General features: G+C 59.9%; 18 protein-coding genes. 3 read left to right on the forward strand and 15 right to left on the reverse strand.

Going from position 1 to position 17,730, the window contains the following annotated elements; genetic code table 11:
- Nucleotides 1-2: 2 nt before the first annotated feature.
- The 5 genes from deoB to PV407_RS01755 form a co-directional block, all read right to left on the reverse strand.
- Nucleotides 3-1,175, reverse strand: coding sequence for a phosphopentomutase (deoB, locus tag PV407_RS01735; protein WP_332088123.1), 1,173 nt, complete (start codon nucleotides 1,173-1,175; stop codon nucleotides 3-5).
- A 216-nt stretch (nucleotides 1,176-1,391) separates the two neighbouring features.
- On the reverse strand, nucleotides 1,392-2,297 hold the full coding sequence (xerD, locus tag PV407_RS01740; RefSeq protein ID WP_332088124.1) for a site-specific tyrosine recombinase XerD: 906 nt from the start codon (nucleotides 2,295-2,297) through the stop codon (nucleotides 1,392-1,394).
- 105 nt (nucleotides 2,298-2,402) lie between these two features.
- Entirely contained in the window at nucleotides 2,403-2,639 is a 237-nt protein-coding gene (locus PV407_RS01745; RefSeq protein ID WP_332088125.1) for a DUF4227 family protein, read from the reverse strand.
- A gap of 140 nt (nucleotides 2,640-2,779) precedes the next feature.
- Nucleotides 2,780-3,241, reverse strand: coding sequence for a ferric iron uptake transcriptional regulator (gene fur / locus PV407_RS01750; protein WP_332088126.1), 462 nt, complete (start codon nucleotides 3,239-3,241; stop codon nucleotides 2,780-2,782).
- Nucleotides 3,242-3,377: 136 nt separating this feature from the next.
- Nucleotides 3,378-4,697 carry an ABC transporter substrate-binding protein gene (locus PV407_RS01755; protein WP_332088127.1) on the reverse strand — a complete coding sequence of 440 codons (1,320 nt, stop codon included), beginning with the start codon at nucleotides 4,695-4,697 and terminating at the stop codon, nucleotides 3,378-3,380.
- A 339-nt stretch (nucleotides 4,698-5,036) separates the two neighbouring features.
- Between PV407_RS01755 and PV407_RS01760 the strand changes: the two genes are divergently transcribed.
- Nucleotides 5,037-6,020 carry a LacI family DNA-binding transcriptional regulator gene (locus PV407_RS01760; protein WP_332088128.1) on the forward strand — a complete coding sequence of 328 codons (984 nt, stop codon included), beginning with the start codon at nucleotides 5,037-5,039 and terminating at the stop codon, nucleotides 6,018-6,020.
- 28 nt (nucleotides 6,021-6,048) lie between these two features.
- Here the strand turns inward: PV407_RS01760 and spoIIM are convergent, their stop codons facing one another.
- The 3 genes from spoIIM to PV407_RS01775 form a co-directional block, all read right to left on the reverse strand.
- Entirely contained in the window at nucleotides 6,049-6,690 is a 642-nt protein-coding gene (gene spoIIM / locus PV407_RS01765; RefSeq protein WP_332088129.1) for a stage II sporulation protein M, read from the reverse strand.
- A gap of 115 nt (nucleotides 6,691-6,805) precedes the next feature.
- Nucleotides 6,806-7,981, reverse strand: coding sequence for an endonuclease Q family protein (locus PV407_RS01770; RefSeq protein ID WP_332088130.1), 1,176 nt, complete (start codon nucleotides 7,979-7,981; stop codon nucleotides 6,806-6,808).
- Complete coding sequence (locus PV407_RS01775) at nucleotides 7,978-8,592, reverse strand: NUDIX hydrolase (protein ID WP_332088131.1); 615 nt, start codon at nucleotides 8,590-8,592, stop codon at nucleotides 7,978-7,980. Before PV407_RS01775 ends, PV407_RS01770 begins: the two co-directional genes overlap by 4 nt.
- 69 nt (nucleotides 8,593-8,661) lie before the next feature.
- Here PV407_RS01775 and mciZ point away from each other — a divergent pair, with 69 nt between their 5' ends.
- Nucleotides 8,662-8,892 carry a Z-ring formation inhibitor MciZ gene (gene mciZ, locus PV407_RS29485; protein ID WP_442951612.1) on the forward strand — a complete coding sequence of 77 codons (231 nt, stop codon included), beginning with the start codon at nucleotides 8,662-8,664 and terminating at the stop codon, nucleotides 8,890-8,892.
- Here mciZ and PV407_RS01780 read toward each other — a convergent pair.
- The 3 genes from PV407_RS01780 to PV407_RS01790 form a co-directional block, all read right to left on the reverse strand.
- Nucleotides 8,792-9,922 carry a DUF3866 family protein gene (locus PV407_RS01780; protein ID WP_332088132.1) on the reverse strand — a complete coding sequence of 377 codons (1,131 nt, stop codon included), beginning with the start codon at nucleotides 9,920-9,922 and terminating at the stop codon, nucleotides 8,792-8,794. The two genes, mciZ and PV407_RS01780, sit on opposite strands and share 101 nt — an antisense overlap.
- A gap of 300 nt (nucleotides 9,923-10,222) precedes the next feature.
- The gene (locus PV407_RS01785) at nucleotides 10,223-10,879 is read right to left on the reverse strand and encodes an NUDIX domain-containing protein (protein ID WP_332088133.1); all 657 of its coding nucleotides are present in this window, start codon (nucleotides 10,877-10,879) and stop codon (nucleotides 10,223-10,225) included.
- Nucleotides 10,880-11,048: 169 nt separating this feature from the next.
- Nucleotides 11,049-12,188, reverse strand: a complete 1,140-nt coding sequence (locus PV407_RS01790) for a M20/M25/M40 family metallo-hydrolase (RefSeq protein WP_332088134.1) — start codon at nucleotides 12,186-12,188, stop codon at nucleotides 11,049-11,051.
- 88 nt (nucleotides 12,189-12,276) lie between these two features.
- Here PV407_RS01790 and prli42 point away from each other — a divergent pair, with 88 nt between their 5' ends.
- Complete coding sequence (gene prli42, locus PV407_RS01795) at nucleotides 12,277-12,375, forward strand: stressosome-associated protein Prli42 (RefSeq protein WP_332088135.1); 99 nt, start codon at nucleotides 12,277-12,279, stop codon at nucleotides 12,373-12,375.
- A 112-nt stretch (nucleotides 12,376-12,487) separates the two neighbouring features.
- Here prli42 and PV407_RS01800 read toward each other — a convergent pair whose 3' ends face one another.
- From PV407_RS01800 to lpdA, 4 genes are all read right to left on the reverse strand, one after another.
- The gene (locus PV407_RS01800) at nucleotides 12,488-13,855 is read right to left on the reverse strand and encodes a dihydrolipoamide acetyltransferase family protein (RefSeq protein WP_332088136.1); all 1,368 of its coding nucleotides are present in this window, start codon (nucleotides 13,853-13,855) and stop codon (nucleotides 12,488-12,490) included.
- 121 nt (nucleotides 13,856-13,976) lie between these two features.
- On the reverse strand, nucleotides 13,977-14,960 hold the full coding sequence (locus PV407_RS01805; protein WP_332088137.1) for an alpha-ketoacid dehydrogenase subunit beta: 984 nt from the start codon (nucleotides 14,958-14,960) through the stop codon (nucleotides 13,977-13,979).
- A 3-nt stretch (nucleotides 14,961-14,963) separates the two neighbouring features.
- A complete protein-coding gene (locus PV407_RS01810) occupies nucleotides 14,964-15,974 on the reverse strand; it encodes a thiamine pyrophosphate-dependent dehydrogenase E1 component subunit alpha (protein WP_332088138.1) in 1,011 nt (336 codons plus the stop codon).
- Nucleotides 15,975-16,147: 173 nt separating this feature from the next.
- Nucleotides 16,148-17,569 (reverse strand): dihydrolipoyl dehydrogenase, encoded by a 1,422-nt coding sequence (gene lpdA, locus PV407_RS01815; RefSeq protein WP_332088139.1) that lies wholly within the window; start codon nucleotides 17,567-17,569, stop codon nucleotides 16,148-16,150.
- Nucleotides 17,570-17,730: the final 161 nt, after the last annotated feature.

Here is a 17,730-nt window from a genome sequence, read left to right on the forward strand (position 1 = left end):
CGCTAGACGAGCTCGGCCAAAAAACTCGCGCCGTGCTCGGGCGCGGGCAGTCCGAAATTGTCCGCCACGGTCGCCCCCAGGTCCGCGAACGTCGCGCGTACGCCGAGCGAACGCGGCGACTTGAGAACCGGGCTCCAGACGAGGAGCGGCACGTATTCCCGGGTATGGTCCGTTCCGGAATGCGTCGGGTCGTTGCCGTGATCGGCCGTGATGACGAGCAGATCGTCCTCGCCGATGCGCGACATCAATTCGGGCAGCCTGGCGTCGAAAGCCATCAGCGCCCGCGCGTAGCCCTCGGGATCGCGCCGATGGCCGTACAGCGAATCGAAATCGACGAGATTCGTAAACGCCATGCCGCGGAACGGCCGCCCGAGCGTACGGATCGTTTCTTCGATGCCGTGCTCGTTGCTTTTCGTCGGAACGGCCGACGTGACGCCTTCCCCGGAATATATATCGTTAATTTTGCCGATCGCGATGCAGTCGAAGCCGGCGTCCTTCAGCCGGTTCATGACCGTCGGGGCCGGCGGCTTGACGGCGTAATCGTGGCGGTTCGGCGTCCGCGCGAATTCGCCGGGCTTGCCGACGTATGGGCGGGCGATGATACGGCCGACCGCATATTCGCCGAGCGTCAGCTCTCTGGCGATGCGGCACGCCCGATACAGCTCCTCGAGCGGGATTACGTCCTCGTGGGCGGCGATTTGAAAGACGCTGTCGGCCGACGTGTAGACGATCCACGCCCCGGTCCGCATCTGCTCCTCGCCGAGCTCATCCAAGATGGCCGTGCCCGACGCCGGCTTGTTGCCGATCGCTTTGCGTCCGGTCGCCTCTTCGAACTTGCGGATGAGCGGCTCCGGAAACCCTTCCGGATACGTCCGGAACGGAATCGTTACGCGAAGCCCCATCAGCTCCCAGTGCCCGGTCATCGTATCTTTGCCGACGGAAACCTCCGTCATTTTCCCGTAATACGCCTCCGGCACCGCGACCGGACCGATGCGCGGCAGCGGGGCGATGTTGCCGAGCCCCAGCTTCTCCATGTTCGGTACGGCGAAGCCGGGGACCGTCTCGGCGATATGGCCGAGCGTATGGGCGCCCGCGTCGCCGAACCGGCCGGCGTCCGGAGCCTCCCCGATGCCGACGCTGTCCAATACGATCAAGGCGATGCGCTTGAATGCCAAGTCAATCTTCCTCCATCCTGTCGTCGTATCGATACGCATGAAACGGTTTCACATATTATCTCACGATGCCGAATCGAATGCAAAACAGCGCTCCCCGCACACGACGCCGGTCTTCGAAGACGTCGCCGGGCATTGAAAAAAAGCTCCGCGGACGGCGCGAAGCTTTCGGTCGAGCGGTAAAACGGAACGGACCGCCCGCAAGCGGGCCGGTCCGTTTCAAGTCATATTCGCGTTCGCGCGCGGATGCGTGCGATCGTATATTTCTTTCATTCTCGTTTTCGTTACGTGAGTGTATACTTGCGTCGTCGAAATGTCGGCATGTCCGAGCATTTCCTGCACGGCCCGCAAATCGGCGCCGTTTTCCAGCAAATGCGTGGCGAACGAATGGCGCAGCGTATGCGGCGTAATTTCTTTGTCGATGCCGGCGTCCCGGGCGCACCGTTTGATAATTTTCCAGAAGCCTTGCCGCGTCAGCCGGGTGCCGAGATGGTTGATGAACAGTGCTTCCTCCGACTTGTCCTGGCGAAGCAGGCCGGGGCGAACCGATTCGGTGTAGTGGCCGAGACAGGCGGCGGCGATGCGTCCGAGCGGAATGATCCGCTCCTTGGAGCCTTTGCCCGTGCAGTGAATGTAGCCCATCCCGACGTTGACGTCGCCTACGTTGAGCGAAATGAGCTCGGACACGCGAATGCCGGTCGCATACAGCAGCTCCAGCATCGCCTTGTCGCGCAAGCCCGAAGGGCTCGACGTTTCGCCGGCCGCAAGCAGCCGTTCGACCTCCTCGACCGACAGCACCTTGGGCAGCCGCTTTTCCAGCTTCGGCGTCTCCATATGAAGCGACGGGTCTTGCGGCATAATGTCCTGCTTCACCAAAAACTGGAATAAAGCGCGAATCGAAACGATATTCCGCGATACGGTGGCGGGCGCCCTCCCGAGCCGCTTCAGCTCGTGCAAATATTGCGCGATATGGAGCTTGCCCGTCTCGAGAAACGACTGCACGCCCAGCTTGCCGATAAAATCGATAAATTGGTTCAAGTCGCGTTCATACGACTCGAGCGTATTGCGTGCGAGCCCCCGTTCGACGGTGAGGTAATGGATAAAGCTTTGGAGATGTCTCTTCATCGCTACAAGTCGTTCCCCCAGTATGTCGTTCCTTTTGTTCATGAACTATTCCACATGGAAGGACCGTTTTCCTGCTCCGAATCGAACAAAAGTTTGCGTCGCCCGTCATTCGCCGTATTTATAAAAATGAATCAGCCGCTCGTAGGCCGTCCTCGGCTCCAGCGCCGCATCCTGCTCCCGGAACGCCTTCACCGCCTTGCCGATCGGCTCCTTGTACCGGCCGGCCGGCTCGATCCAGCCCCCGATCAATCGGATCAGCTCGTACAGCACGACGGTCAACACGATAAAGGCGGCGATATATTTCGCGCGAATCCACCATTTTCTGAACCCGAAGATGAGCATGGCTTGTCCTCCGCAACGTTCAAGGTACGTGCTCCTATAGTTACGGTATGTGCGATCGGCCGGGGTTATGATACTTCCCCGAAAAACGCCAAAATCCCCGGACGCGCACGGATAGCGGCCGGGGATCGTAATCGCCTCGGTTACTCCGATTCCGGAGACGGCTCCTTGTCTTTGCAGCGGTGGCAAATGCCCTGAAAGTCGAGCCTGTGGTCGAGCACTTTGAAATTGTATTCTTTCTCCAGCCGTTCCTCGAGCGGCGTCAGCCAATCCTCCATAATCTCGTCGACCGCGCCGCATTGCACGCAGATCAGATGATGATGGTGGTGATGCGTGCTGTCGCTTCGCAAGTCGTAGCGGGCTACGCCGTCGCCGAAATTCATTTTTTCCACGACGTGCAGTTCGCTCAACAGCTCGAGTGTCCGGTACACGGTCGCGAGTCCGATCTCGGGCGCCTTATCTTTCACAAGCATGAAGACGTCTTCCGCGCTCAGGTGGTCTTCTTCGTTTTCTAGCAATACGCGTACGGTCGCTTCGCGCTGGGGTGTCAGCTTGTAGCCTTTGGACTGCAGTTGCTGCTTGATTTTCTCGATACGCGCTTCCATGTTCCTCCCCCTCCCGAGCACAATCGCGCGTTGCACGTAACAACCGGATTCCCGCCGATACGTCGGAAATCGCCGCCATTTTCATTATAGGGGGAGCGAGAAAACAAGTCAAACTTTTTAGAATCATTTTAAACGGCTACTTGTTTTTGCTTTTATATTCCTGAATTTTTTTCAGCGACTCCTCTTCGGCGGCGCGCAGCGCGGAGTTCAAATCCATTTTGTCCAGGGCGATGTTGTTGCCGGCCGATACGTACTGGTTCACCAAATCGGCGTCGTACGGAGCCTTCGGCGGAATCGGCGCGAACTTGTTGTAGAAAATCGCGTTCCAGTTCCGGTCCTTGTACGGCGAATCTTTGCCGAGCTCCTTTTTCACCGCTTCGTTGTTCAGCACCGGCATGATGCCTTTGCGCGCCATCTCCGTCTGGAACTCGTCGGATATCATATATTTCAGCACTTCCATCGTCGCCTCTTTGTTGCGCGCCATGTTCGTCATGCCGAAATAAGCCGGATACGACTGCGAGCCGACCCCTTTCTCCACCGTCGGGAACGAGACGATATCCCAATTCAGCGACTTGAGCTCCTGCTCCCAGACGTAGATCAGGCTGGACAAATAGCCGAACATGCCGACGCTTTGATCTTTGACGAACATATTGATGTCGGGGATTTTGTTTATTTTTTTGATCCCGTCCAAATAGCCGGGCACGCGCATCGGGTCCAAATAGTACGTCTGATAAAACTTTTTCCAACGGTCGTCCTTGTTGATCGTCGGCGTATCGGTGTTCAAATCGGCGTCGGGAATGGCCATCGGGTTCATCCGGATCGTATGGGCCGGCGAATGGGTGAAGCCGAAATATTGCGTGCCGCCTTCGATGCGGGTCAGCTTCTTCGACATCTCGACCATCTCTTCCCACGCAATGCCGTCCTTCGGATAGGCGACGCCGAACTTGTCGAACAGCGATTTATTGTAATACAGCACAAGATTGCTCGTAAAAACGGGCAGGCCGTACAGCTTGCCGCCGGAAGCTTGCTTGACTGCGTCGACGACGGTCGGGTCGAGACGGCTCAAGTCGATTTTATGCGACTTGATCAGCTCGCTCATGTCGTACTGAATGCCGGCCGGGAAAGCGTTCGCTTCAAAGTTGCCGATCGATTGGAAAAAAATGTCGAACTTCGTGCCGTTTGCGATCAAATCCTGCAACTGCGTGCCCGTTCCCGTCCGCTGAATATACTTGATCGTCCAGTTCGGAAACTTTTTGCGGAGCGCGTTGCCGAACCGGTAATCGAAGCTTTCGACCGGGTCGCCGTTGTTCGAATAAAAGACGATTTCCGCCGGCTCCTTCGTGATGTCTTTGGCCGGGGCCGCTTGTTCCCCCGAATCCGCCGTTTTCCCGCAGCCGGCGATCAGTCCCGCCGCGAGCAGCGATGCGATGACGGCCGTCGCTCGTTTGTTTGCCATTCCAAATCCCCCTCCAGCATTTTGGTCCGTAAGACGCTCGGAAAAGAAACCGATTACTATACAAGTAGAGGCATGAACTCGGCAGCGGACTCGACCTTTGAACAACAAGTAAGCCCTTACAAAACGATGTGCCGGTCGGGGTCGTCTTCGGTCGCCGGGTTTCTTCCCATCCTCATCATAATTTCATTGCAACGAAATGTAAAGTTATTTTTTTCGCAATTCGTTTGCAACTTTTGCAATTATTACATTTTTCCGCAACTTTTTATTTTTTTCGCCTCGTGTTATGATGAATGTAGAAGTTGGATTGCCAAAGAACCAAGAAAACGAGGACGCATACCCATGACGACGTTGCACGATATCGCCAAAGCGGCCGGCGTTACGACCGCCACCGTTTCCAGGGCGCTGAATAACGAACCGGGAGTCAAGGAACAGACGCGCAACAAAATAACCGCCATCGCCAAACAAATGAACTATTCGTTCGGCAAGGCGGCCAAACAGCCCGGAGCGAAGCCCGGCAGCATCGGGGTCATCTGGAGCCCGCCCGTCGGCCTGTTTTTCAACCATTTGTGCAACGAGCTGCAGCGGCTCGCATCGCTGCGCGGCCAGTACGTTCTCGTCTCGTTCGAGCCGCCGGCGGAAGCGATGCGCCATCTGAACGACCATCTGGTCGAAAAAATCGTCTTCTGGTGCGGCACGGGCTGGATGCCGAGCCTCGAATTTTTGCAGGCCAGGCAGCAGTTTCGGGGCGAAATGGTCGTCATCGGCGGGGGCCGTCTGGAGGAAGCGCACCGGCTCGCGGTAGACCGGACGGACGCGGTGATGAAGGCGGTCCGGCATTTGGCGGAGCTCGGGCACGAGCGAATCGCTTTCGTCGGAGCGACGACGGAGAAGCTGACCGGATACACGCTCGGGCTGCTCGAAAACAAGCTGGCGTACGATCCCGAATTTTTCATTCAGGCGGACCGTTTTGAGCTGCCCGAGCAGCAAATCGCCAGAGTGCTGAACAAAGACAATCCGGCCCGGGCGACCGCCGTCATCGTGGACAGCCACGGCATCCTGTTCCCGTTCATCCAGACGATCCGCAAGCTGCGGCTGCGCGTTCCCGACGACTTCTCGCTCGTCGTGTACGAAAGCTTGCCCGAGATGGAGCAGCTGCTGGACGTTCCGATCACGTCGGTCGGCCCGAGCTACAAGGAGCTTGCCGAACGGTCGATCCGGGTCCTGCTGGGCGAGGAGCCGGGCGCAGCGGAAGGCGAATGGCACGACGGGACCGTGCCGTGCGAATTGACGGTCCGGCAGTCGACCGCCGCCGTATCCGGCTGAAGCCGTTTGCCGGGCGGCGGCCCGCCCGTCACCCCAGCTGCGCGACAAGCATCGGCGCGACCCACTTGATCATGACCGGAGACAAATACGCCTCGAACAGCGCCACGCCGAACAGCAGCACCGCCATCCCCGCCGCCGTCGTCGTATACTGGACGAAGGTGGGGTAAAGCGCTCCGCGCTTTTGCAGGAACCGGTTTTTGACGATATACATCGAGAAGGCGCACGCTCCGACGCTGCACATGACCAGCGCGGGAATGACGATCAGGTTTTGCGGCGCGATCGAGACGAAGGCGAGCAGCATCCCTTTCCACGACAGCTGGTGGGTCAAATAGCCGACGGAAAAGCCGATCAGGACGCCCTTCAAAAAATCGAGTATGAAAATCAAAGGAAGCCCGACGACGGATAAGCCGAGCACCCAGATCAGTCCGATCCATTTCAGATGAAGCGCGAACGAGTCCCACAGTGTTCCCTGTCCCCCGAATTCGCTCCCCTGATTGACGATTTGCACGAAGCTGTTGACATGCCTCGCCATCTCTTCCTTTTGGCCGGGCGACAGCGCGTTCACCATCAGCGCCCCGAAGACGACGCCCATGACGAACAGCACCGAGACGAACAAATAGAGCGGCAAATGGTCCTTCATATACAGGCGCATCTCTAGCTTCCGATTCATGCTCGTTTCCTCCCCTTGTCCTACTGCTCCAAGTATATGAACCGGCGAAGGAAACTATGACTTCGACTCTACCATCGGTTCGTCCGCATTTCCGGCATAGACCGGGACGAACGTTCTACGCTTTGGACACTTTGCCGTACCGCCCTCCGCCTCCGACCTCGAAAGCGAGCGCTCCGTCGCGCGCGCGCAAGATGTAGCCCGCCACATCCGCCCCGGCCGTCTCGCGGATTTCCGATTCGGGCGCCCGATGAAGGATGTTCATTTCCGTGCCGAATCGTTCCAGCAGCCGCTCCAGCTTTTTGCGCCCGAGCCCCGGAATGAATTCGAGCGGCACTTGAAAATGGTACGGCGGACGATGCTCCGCCACCTGCGCCGCGTCCCGGTCGGCGATCGCCATGATGCGGTCCATCACGCCGCGGACGATTTTCGTACCGCCGCAATACAAGCAGCGCCGAACGGTCGTTTCCGCGTCGTCCATAACCGATCCGCAGCCGTCGCAGTACGTCCGGTGATATTTGCCGAGCCGCGGATTGAGCCCGTAATTGGCGGCCACCCGGCGGCCACGCTCGCGCCCGAGCGCCAGCTTCAGCTCGCGGAAGCTCGGCTCCGCCATCTCCATCCGGTTATATTCCCTGCCGATTTTGCCGAGCGAATGCGCGTCCGAATTCGTCACGAACGAATACCGGTCGAGCTCCGACAAGCAGCTCGCCATTTCCGTATCCGCCGACAAGCCGAGCTCCACGGCCGCCACCCGGTCCGGATCGAGCATCCGTTCGAGCCGGTCCGTTCCGCTGCCGTACAAGCTTTTGTACGGCGTGAAAATATGGGCGGGAACGAGCATTCCGCCGCGGCCGACCGTTTGTTCCTGCAGCTCGCGCGCGGGAACGTAAATACGCTGGGAGCTGAGCGTCACGTTTTTCATATGCGGCTTCATCCATTCGGTAAAGTCCCGCATCGCCGCGAACGTCGGCAAAAACGCCAGCAGATGGGCCGGCCCCATCCCCGGATCCCTTACTTCGATTTCGCTGCCGAGCATGACCGTCGTCCGGTTGTACCGAATGCCGCCGCCCTCCTGCTCGACCATTTCCCCGTTATCCAAATAATGCGCGATTTCGTCCTGCACGACCGGCGAATGGCAGTCGATAATGCCGATGACCTCGATCCCTTTCCGCTCCGACGCTTCCTTCGCGATATTGTAAAACGTCAAATCGCGGCTGCCGCTTATTTTGACCGGATCGCCTTTCTCCGTTCGCCCGATATGGATATGCAGGTCGACGAAATAGCTGTTCATAGCGTATACGAACCGGTCAGCCGGTAAAGCTGCCACGCGTAGACGGCGGCAATCGTCTTGGCGTCGCTGATCCGCCCTTCGGCGATATAGCGTTTGGCCGTTTCCAGCGTAATCGCCTCGCAATCGAGAAACTCGTCTTCGTCCGGACTCGCTTCCCCCTTCGTGAGCTTGTCGGCGACGTATAAATGAAGCAGCTCGTCGGCAAAGCCCGGCGACGTGTAAAAGGAGGCGATCGGCCGCACCTCGTCGCAGACGTAGCCGGTTTCCTCCTTCAATTCGCGCTTGGCCGCTTCTTCGAGAGGTTCGCCGGGCTCCAGCTTGCCCGCCGGAATTTCCACCTGGCTCCGTCCGAGCGCTTTCCGGTACTGCTCGACGACGATCATCGTATCGCCGAGAAGGGCGAGCACGGCTACGGCTCCCGGATGCTTCACGATCTCCCGCGTCGCCGTTTGCCCGTTCGGCAGCCTGACGTGGTCGATTTGCAGCGAGATGACTTTTCCGTGGAATATCGGTTCCGTTTTGATCGTCACTTCTTCGTACTTCGAATGGCTCAAAGCTATCGGCCCCTTCTTTCGTTTCGATTCTGTTCGTTTATCGGACGCGGCGGTCATAGCTTGTCCGCCTCGCGCATACAAACTAGTATAGCAAACTTTCAATCGAAAGCAGAGGGCGGGATCGCGATGAAAAGCTACGTAACGGAGAAGCAATTGCGGATGGTCGGCAAAGGATGGGAAATCCGCGAGCGGCTGCGGCAGTGGGGCGCCGCGGAAGGAAGCGGCCAGGCCGAGCTGGCCGCCCTGCTCGCGAAGCTTACTCAAAGTCCGGAACGCGGGAAGACGCAAAATGAGCGGCTGCGCAAACCGCCGTATAATAGGCCGGATCGTCGCGTAATCCCCTTCCCATCGTCGTAACGGGAAGCGGATAGGCGCTTAACCGGAGCTCCGCTTCCGCCTGCGTCACGCCGGCGACGCGGACGATTTCGTGACGATCCGCGCAGCCCGACGACGCGAGCTGCTCCCGAACCAAGCGCTCGTTTTCGTCGCCGAGGCCGTCCGGGAGCGGGATGATCGCGCAGGCAAGCGTCAGCTTGCCCATCGTTTCCAGCAAATGGTGACTGACGCCGCGATGCCGCTCGCGGCGATCGGCGAAGCTGATCCGCGGAATGACGATCGGCACGCCGGCGAGCGCATGGACGGCATGGACGAGCTCCGCCATTTCCGTCGCCGTATGGCCGAGCGGCGTACCGGTTCCGACGATGCCCGGCCCCATGACCGCGATGGCGATGTGGGCCCGCTGCACGTGGCGGGCGGCCAGAAGCGCCGTATATTTGTTCACCGCTTCCAGATCGCCGCCGTACGCGTGGCCGTACGTAACCGTTCCGGTCAGCCAGCCCCCGCTTCTCAGCTCGGCCGCGTGTTTGCTGAACGCGAGCGGCAGCGCCCCGCCGTCCGTCATAATATACGTCACGCGGCTTGCCGGATTCTCTCCGCGTATCCAGGCGGCGGCGATCGGCAGCATGCTGTGGAGCTCGCCGATGAGCACCGGCATCCCTTGCAGCGTTCCGGGCTGTGCGAACGAAGCGTGATGCGGGCTCGCTTCTTCTTCGACCGCCAGCACGGCGCGCTGCTCCGGCGTAAAGCGCAGCTTGACGATATGCCCCGGTCGGCCCGGGGAGGCGCGGCGGATGCCGCCGCTGACGCCCAATCCGTCATCGCCCTCCGCTCTCCAAACGTCGTGCACGATGGATTGCGCGCCGCCGAGTCCGAGCCGATCCGCGGTTACGTTGACGGTAACGCGATCGCCGACGCGCAGACGCGGCCGTTCGTCCGTATAGTGGATCGCCGCGCGCTTGCCCCCGTCTTCCTCCATCAATTCGATCCGCTGCACGGCTTCGCCTTCCTCGACGATGCCGACAACCGTCCCTTTTGTCCATATGATCATGTCTTCCTCCATACGCGGCCAGCGCAAGGGTGATAATGGAAGCATATGGAATAAAACGGCGTTTTATGAATGCCGAATAAACCGTTTGCAACATTTTATAATCGCGAAATCGTTCGCTTTTTCCGCCGCCCTCGCGGGGACTTCGGACTTGCTCGTTTTACTCCCGGAACAAGCGTTGCGGAACGAGGCCTGACCGGACGGTATATCCTACCGCTGCAGACGGAACGGACGCGGCCGCAAGCTTTCGGCCCGTCATCGCGCCATCGCTCCTTTAAAGGATTCGCAGGAACATTTCCGCATTCATGGCCTTCGCCGTTTCCACAGCCGCACGACGGTTCGCATCGATTCATTGTCCGGCATCCACAGACGCGTCTGCCGCGGAATCGGAGCCGCCTCCAGCAAATCGGCCCCCGCGTCGAGAACGGCGCCGACCGTTACCGTCTCGCGGAGCAGCAGCTCCCACCGTTCGATCGGTACGAACAGCAGCCCGGCCACGTCGTCGTCCGGATTGATGCGGGCTTCGTCCGCTTCTCCGATGTAAATGCCGAAATAGACGTACGGGCCGAACGGCAGTCCGGGCTTGTACGGCCGATCCGGGGTTTTGCTCGTTTGCCGCTGCAGCAAAAACGGCGCCGTTCGGTCCGTGCAGCGAATTCGCGATATTTCCCCGGTGTCGATATCGTGAAAATACGTTTCGCCGGACGATCGCAACCGGACGTTCCCGCTGCCCAGCTCTTCCTTCGCTTCGCGCAGCGCGCATTCGGCGATCGTTTCGCCGGGCTCCTGCCCACCGCCTACGCCGCCGATTCGCAGCACGTCCGATCCGAGCTCGGCCGGAATGCCGTCCGGATTCAAAGTGACCGCCACTTTGCCGTCCCGGACCCAGACGACACCCGCGCAGAACGGCTCGTTCGCGGTCCATGCTTCCACGTCGAGCGTACGCAAACGTTCCGTCATCGTTCATCCCCCTCCTTGTCCATCGTCGCGAATTGTTTTCCAGCTATTACTATAGCATACCGTCCTGTCCGGCAGGGAGCGGCGCAATTAACGGCACTCGGATTCGCAGTCATGGCTTCGTTTCAGCCGGCAACAAAAAAACGCCCGAATACGGGCGTTATCTGTCACATTATTCGTTTGCCGCTTCTTTCACGATGGCGACGACCAGCTCGGCGACCGCCTTCAGCTCGGAAATCGGCATCCGCTCCTCGGTCGTATGGATGTTTTCGTAACCGACCGCCAAATTGACGGTCGGAATGCCCATCCCGTTGAACATGTTGGCGTCGCTGCCGCCGCCGGTGTGGAAGGTGGACGGCTTGCGGCCGATCGACTCGAGCGCCTTCATGGCCAGCTTCACGACCGGAGCGGATTCGTCGTATTTGTAGGCCGGATAAATGATCTCGCTGACGAACTCCGCCTTCGCGCCCATCTCCTCGGCCGCCGATTCGCACGCCTGCCGCATCGCCTCCAGCTGGCGGTCCAGCTTCGACTGCTCGCGGCTTCTCGCTTCGGCCGCGATATCGACGCGCTCGCATACGATGTTGGTCGCGCCGCCGCCGGCGAAGCTGCCGATATTGGCCGTCGTTTCGAAGTCGATGCGGCCGAGCGGCATGCGGGATATCGCCTTGCTGGCCACCTGGATGGCGCTCACGCCGTCTTCCGGGTTGACCCCCGCGTGCGCCGACCGGCCTTTGATCGTAATTTGAATGCGCGCTTGCGTCGGAGCCGCGACCGCGATTTGCCCGACGCTGCCGTTCGAATCGAGCGCGTAGCCGTATTTCGCGGCGAGCTGCTTCGGCGGCTGCTTCGCCATCGCCCGGGACCCGAGCAGTCCCGATTCTTCGCCGGCCGTAATGACGAACAGCAGCTTGCCGTGCGGGATGCTCTGCTCCTTCAGCACGCGGATCGCTTCGACCATGGCGGCGATTCCCGCTTTGTCGTCGCTGCCGAGAATCGTCGTGCCGTCGCTGCGTATGTAGCCGTCGTCGCCGACCTGCGGCTTGATCCCTTTACCGGGCGTCACCGTATCCATGTGGCAGGTGAACAAGACGGTCGGGAGGTTCTCGTTGCCCGGCGTCGCCTCCAGCGTGCAAATCAGGTTGCCCGAGCCGTGTCCGGTTACCGCCGCCGTATCGTCCTCGAAGACGGTCAAACCGAGCTCGCCGAACAACGTTTTCAGCGCCTGACCGATTTGCTGCTCGTATTTCGTCTCGCTGTCGATCCGTACCAGCTGCAAAAACTGATCCACCAACCGATTTTGTTGAATCATCTTACTTTCCTCCCGGTCCTCGATTAAGGTACAATACAGGTATGTCCATTATCGGTCAAGAACTAACGTCGATTAAGGAGTGAGACTGTTGTTCAGCAAAAATTTCGTTAAAATCATGGTGTATTTGATGCTGTTCGCCATGCTTTCTTCCGTCGTCCTGTACTCCGTTTCCGTCTTCTTCAGTTAATTCCCGCCCGTCGCCCCGTCGGCTCGGAGCGAAGCGCGATCGCGATCGTCGCCCGATTTCCGGGGCGCCGCGTTTTCCGGTTGTCATCCCGCCGCGCATCGCTCCCCGCCGATCAATACAGCTTCGTATCCAAATTGTAGCTTTCCAAATTTTCTTTCACCCGCTGCAAAAACCGTCCGCAAATGACCCCGTCCAAAATGCGGTGGTCGAGCGACAAGCAAATATTCGCCATCGAACGGACCGCGATCATGTCGTTAATGACGACCGGACGCTTTACGATCTGTTCGAACGTCAGGTTGACCGCCTGCGGGTAATTGATGATCGGATACGACAAAATGGAACCGAACGAACCGGTATTGTTGACCGTAATCGTGCCGCCCTGCACGTCGTCCAGCTTCAGCTTGCCCGAACGCGCTTTGCGCGACAGCTCGTCGATTTCCCTCGCGAGACCGGCGATATTTTTTTGGTCGGCTTTTTTGATGACCGGCGTAATGACCGAATCTTCCGTTCCGACCGACAACGATATGTTGATGTCCCGCTTGATGATGATTTTGTCGACCGCCCAAACCGAGTTCATGATCGGGTAGTCTTTGATCGCGTTGACGACCGCCTTCAGCATGAAGGCGAGGTACGTCAGGTTGACGCCTTCCTTCCTGATAAACTCGTCCTTGAGCTTGTTGCGGAGCAGCACGAGATTCGTGACGTCGACCTCGATCATCGTCCACGCGTGCGGAATTTCCGCGACGCTTTGGCGCATCCGGGTCGCGATCGTGTTGCGGATCGGCGTGACGTCGATGATCGTCTCGCCGCGCCCGTCGTCTTTGCCGCTTTCCACTTCGATTTTCGGAATCGGCGGCTCCTCGGACAAATGCAGCCCCGTCGAACGGACCGGAACCTTCGGCACTTCGGGCGAAACGGGAACCGCGGGAACCGGGGGCGCCGCCGCAGGAGCCGGCTTCTCGGCACCGTACGCCTGCCCGCCGCCGGACGCGCCCTGCTCGATCGCCCGCAGCACGTCTTTGCGCGTAATGCGTCCGCCGAGTCCGGTGCCGCGAATCGACTGCAGCCGGACGCCGTGCTCGGCGGCGAGCTGCTGAACGGCCGGCGAATACCGGCCCCGCATGCTTTCGCCGGCCGGCTGCTCCCCTGCGTCGTGCCTTGCCGCAGCCGTCGGCGCGTTCGAAGCCTCCGACGCCGAAGTCGGCGCTTCGCCGCTATCCGCGCCCGCTTCCAAAATGACGGCAACCGCTCCGCCTACCGGCACCGTCTCGCCTTCCTCGGCGAGCAGTTCGAGCAGCGTCCCTTCCACGGTCGACGGAAGCTCCGCGTTCACTTTCTCCGTAATGAGCTCGCATATCGGTTCGTACTGCTCCACGTAATCGCCCGGCTTTTTCAGCCATTTGCTGATCGTCGCCGACACGAGCGACTCCGCAAGCTGGGGAATGACGATTTCGGTGCCTTGCGCCTTCGTACCTTTCATGGACGCTAACCTCCCGGGGGAAAAATGCTCGCGGCGCCTTGCCGCTTCGAGCCGTCAGCCTTGCGCCCGCGGGCCGAAAAGCCGCATCGGACGCAAGGCTGACGCCGTCGTATGCCTGACGTTAATACAACGCGAGATTCCGCATCGCTTCCTTGACTTTATCTTTATTGAGCATGTAGTGCTTTTCCAGCACCGGGCTGATCGGCATCGCCGGCACGTCCGCGCTGCACAGCCGCATGATCGGGGCGTCCAGATCGTACAGCAGCTCCTCCGCGATAATCGCGGACACTTCCGCGCCGACGCCTCCCGTTTTGTTGTCCTCGTGAATGATAAGCACTTTGCCCGTCTTGGCCGTCGACTCCAAAATCGCTTCGCGGTCGAGCGGCTGGATCGAGCGCAAGTCGAGCACGAGCGAGCTGATGTTTTCCTTGGCCAGCTCGGCGGCCGCTTCCAGCGCGAAATGGACCGGCAGCCCGTACGTGATGACCGTAATGTCGTCGCCGTCGCGCTTGACGTCCGCTTTGCCGATCGGAACGACGTAATCGCCCTCGGGCACTTCGCCTTCCGCTAGCTGGTAACATTTTTTATGCTCGAAGTATAATACCGGGTCCGGGTCGCGAATCGCCGCCTTCAGCAAGCCTTTCGCATCGTACGGCGTCGACGGAAACACGATCTTCAGTCCGGGCGTTCCGAAAAAGATCGCTTCCGTGCATTGGGAGTGGTACAGCCCGCCGAAAATGCCGCCGCCGATCGGCGCGCGGATGACGACGGGACAGCCCCAATCGTTGTTGGAACGGTAGCGGATTTTCGCCGCTTCGCTAATAATTTGATTCGTCGCGGGAAGCATGAAGTCGGCGTACTGCATTTCCGCGATCGGACGCATGCCGTACATGGCCGCCCCGATCGCGACGCCGGCGATCGCCGATTCGGCCAGCGGCGTGTCGAGCACGCGCAGCTCCCCGAACTGGTCGATCAGCCCTTTCGTCGCCGTGAACACGCCTCCCTTGTAGCCGACGTCTTCGCCGAGCACGAACACGTTGTCGTCCCGCTCCATTTCCTCCCGCATCGCTTCGCGGATCGCGGTCAAATAGTTGATGACAGGCATCGGTCACTGCCCCTCCTCTTCGGCGTACACGTAGCGGTACAAATCTTGCGGGTCCTGGAACGGAGCCTTCTCGCCGTATTCGGTCGCTTCCTTGATTTCGGCGTTCAGCCGCTCGTGCAGCTTCGCGTCCTCCGCCTCGCTCCAAATGCCGCATTCGATCAAATACGTTTTAAAGCGCGGAATCGCGTCCTTGCCGCGATGCAGGTCGATCTCTTCCTTCGTCCGGTAGGCCAGGTCGTTGTCCGAAGTCGAATGCGGCGACAGCCGGTACGTCACGGCTTCGACCAGCGTCGGCCCTTCGCCGCGTATCGCCCGCTCGCGCGCTTCCTTGACGACGCGGAACACCTCCAGAATGTCGTTGCCGTCGACCTTCACGCCGGGGAAGCCGTAGCCGATGGCGCGGTCCGCGATCGAACCGGCGACCTGCCGGTGCAGCGGAACGGAAATCGCATATTGGTTGTTTTCGCACATGAAGATGACGGGCAGCTTATGAACGCCGGCGAAATTGCACCCTTCGTGAAAATCGCCCTGATTGCTCGAACCGTCGCCGAACGTGACGAACGCGGCTAGCGATTCGCCTTTGATTTTGGCCGCCAGCGCAATGCCTACCGCGTGCGGCAGCTGAGTCGTGACCGGAGACGAGCCGGTGACGATCCGCAGCTTTCGGTGCGAGAAGTGGCCCGGCATCTGCCTTCCTCCGCTGTTCGGATCGCCCGCTTTGGCGAACAGCGACAGCATCAGTTCCTTGGTCGTCATCCCGACCGACAAAACGAAGCCGTAGTCGCGGTAATACGGCAAAAAATAGTCGCGATCCCGGTCGAGCGCGAACGCCGCGCCGACTTGTGCCGCCTCCTGACCGATGCCGGAAACGTGAAAATTGATTTTGCCCGCCCGCTGAAGCAGCAGGGCGCGTTCGTCGTATTTCCTTGCGAGCAGCATGAATTTGTACATGTCGAGCGCCTGTTCGTCGTTAAGGCCAAGCTGCTTGTGCTTCGTCAATTGACCGATGGACATGGACTTCAGCCTCCTGGTCGGCCGAACGGATGCGTTTGACGCTCGCTCGCCGGAATCGTATTTCGAAAAAACCGTCTCGGTGATTTAGTATCTGGTCTTAATAGTTGCCTTTATAACTATATTATAATCGACTTTGCCGGCGATTACAATTTTTCCGTCCGCGCTCCGCGAAATTATAGGTTGACGGACAGCCCGTCCACCGCGAGCATCGCTTCCCCGAGCGCTTCGGACAGCGTCGGATGCGGATGAATCGCGCTCCCGGCTTCCCACGGCGTCGCGTCGAGCAGCTTCGCCAGCGCCGCTTCCGAGACGAGCTCGGTCGCATGAGGCCCGATGATATGGACGCCGAGCAAATCGTTCGTCCTCTTGTCGGCGACGACTTTGACGAACCCGTCGTTTTCCCCGTATACGAGCGCTTTGCCGAGCGGCTTGAACGAAAACTTCGCCGTTTTCGTCTCGAAGCCTTGCCGGACCGCTTCCTGCTCGGTCCAGCCGACCGAAGCGACCTCCGGCCGCGAATAGACGCAGCGCGGGATGAGATGGGCGGCGTGCGGCCGCGTTCCTTTCCCGGCGGCGTGCTCGGCGGCGGCGATCCCTTCGTGTCCGGCGGCGTGCGCGAGCTGAAGCCCGCCGATGACGTCGCCGACGGCGTAAATGTGCGGCTCGGTCGTCTGCAAAAACTCGTTCACTTGAACGATTCCGTTTTCGACGCGCACGTCCGTATTTTCCAATCCGATGCCGTCGACGTTCGCTTGGCGGCCGACCGAAACGAGCATCGCGGCCGCCTCCAGCCGCTCCGTTCCTTTGCCCGTTTCGACGTCGAGACGGACCCCGTCGGCGCTTTTTTCAATCGATTCGACGAGCAGCTTCGATCCGGTCAAGACGCGAATGCCGCGTTTTTTGAACAGCCGCTCCAGCTCGCGCGACACGTCTTCGTCCTCGGAAGGAAGGAGCCGCTTCTCGGCTTCGACGATCGTCACGTCCACGCCGAACTCGCCGAGCATCGTCGCCCATTCGACGCCGATGACGCCCCCTCCGACGATGACGATCGAGGCCGGCAAAGCTTCCATCGCGAGCGCGTGGTCGCTCGTCATGACGATTCGCCCGTCCGCCTCCAAGCCGGGGAGCATCCCCGGGCGCGAGCCCGTGGCGATAATGAGCTGCGAAGGAACGAGCGTTTCGCCGTCCCCGTTCTCGAACTCGACCGCCACCGAGCCGCTGCGGGGGGAAAAGATCGAAGGACCGATAATGCGCCCTTCTCCCCGGACGACGTCGATTCGATGCTTCGTCATCAAAAATTGCAGCCCTTTATGCAGCTGCTCGACGATGGCGGCTTTGCGCGCCTGTGCCTTGGCGAAATCGAACGAGATCGCCTCCGCCGTCACGCCGAATTCGTCCGCGCGCTTCATCGTCGCGTACACCTCGGCGCTGCGCAGCAGCGCCTTGCTCGGAATGCAGCCCTTGTGCAGACACGTCCCCCCGAGCTTGTCCCGCTCGACGATCGCGACTTTTTTTCCGAGCTGCGCCGCGCGGATCGCCGCGGAATAGCCGCCGATTCCGCCGCCCAGCACGACTATATCGTATGTAATGGACATAAGAACGCTCCTCCCGTAAATGCCGTTCGATTCGCCGCGCGCTTTCCCGGCCCGGCACTTGCTCCCGAAACCGCCCGAAGCGCGGCCCCTTCGAAAAACGATGCCTTTATTGTACCAAAACGAAATTAGACATCAAATACAAATCGAGATAAGATAATAGA

Origin of the sequence: Paenibacillus sp. GYB003 (genome assembly GCF_036577625.1) — a bacterium.
Lineage (GTDB): Bacteria > Bacillota > Bacilli > Paenibacillales > NBRC-103111 > Paenibacillus_AB.